The 1,226-nt window shown below is 53.3% G+C and carries 1 rRNA gene; it reads right to left on the minus strand.

What is annotated here, in order from left to right:
* Positions 1–72: 72 nt before the first annotated feature.
* A 16S ribosomal RNA gene (locus tag VB654_RS24990) occupies positions 73–1,226 on the minus strand; the annotation flags it as partial.

Here is a 1,226-nt window from a genome sequence, read left to right on the forward strand (position 1 = left end):
CGACCTAGGAATGACCAACTCAGTATCTATTCACTATTTGTTTTCGATGTTTGAGTGGATTCGGTCTCCCTAAAAGGAGGTGATCCAGCCACACCTTCCGGTACGGCTACCTTGTTACGACTTCACCCCAGTCACCAGTCCTGCCTTCGGCATCCCCCTCTCCTAAAAGTTGGGGTAACGACTTCGGGCGTGACCAGCTTCCATGGTGTGACGGGCGGTGTGTACAAGGCCCGGGAACGAATTCACTGCAGTATGCTGACCTGCAATTACTAGCGATTCCTACTTCACGCAGGCGAGTTGCAGCCTGCGATCTGAACTGAGCTACGGTTTCTGAGATTTGCATCACATTGCTGTGTAGCTGCCCTTTGTCCGTAGCATTGTAGTACGTGTGTAGCCCAAGACGTAAGGGGCATGCTGACTTGACGTCATCCCCACCTTCCTCCGGTTTGTCACCGGCAGTCTCTCTAGAGTGCCCATCTTAATGCTGGCAACTAAAAACGAGGGTTGCGCTCGTTGCGGGACTTAACCCAACATCTCACGACACGAGCTGACGACAGCCATGCACCACCTGTGTTCGCGCTCCCGAAGGCACTCCCGCCTTTCAGCAGGATTCGCGACATGTCAAGTCTTGGTAAGGTTCTTCGCGTTGCATCGAATTAAACCACATACTCCACCGCTTGTGCGGGCCCCCGTCAATTCCTTTGAGTTTCACACTTGCGTGCGTACTCCCCAGGCGGGATACTTAACGCGTTAGCTCCGGCACGGCTCGGGTCGATACAAGCCACGCCTAGTATCCATCGTTTACGGCTAGGACTACTGGGGTATCTAATCCCATTCGCTCCCCTAGCTTTCGTCCCTCAGTGTCAGTTGCGGCCTAGTAGAGCGCCTTCGCCACTGGTGTTCTTCCTGATATCTACGCATTTCACCGCTACACCAGGAATTCCCTCTACCCCGAACGCACTCTAGCTGTGTAGTTTCCACTGCTTTTATCTAGTTGAGCTAGATTCTTTAACAGCAGACTTACACGGCCACCTGCGGACCCTTTACGCCCAATCATTCCGGATAACGCTTGCATCCTCCGTATTACCGCGGCTGCTGGCACGGAGTTAGCCGATGCTTATTCCTCAGGTACCGTCATTTTTTTCTTCCCTGAGAAAAGAGGTTTACAACCCAAGAGCCTTCCTCCCTCACGCGGTATTGCTCCGTCAGGCTTTCGCCCATTGCGG

It is taken from the genome of Nodularia sp. UHCC 0506, from assembly GCF_034931045.1.
GTDB lineage: Bacteria > Cyanobacteriota > Cyanobacteriia > Cyanobacteriales > Nostocaceae > Nodularia.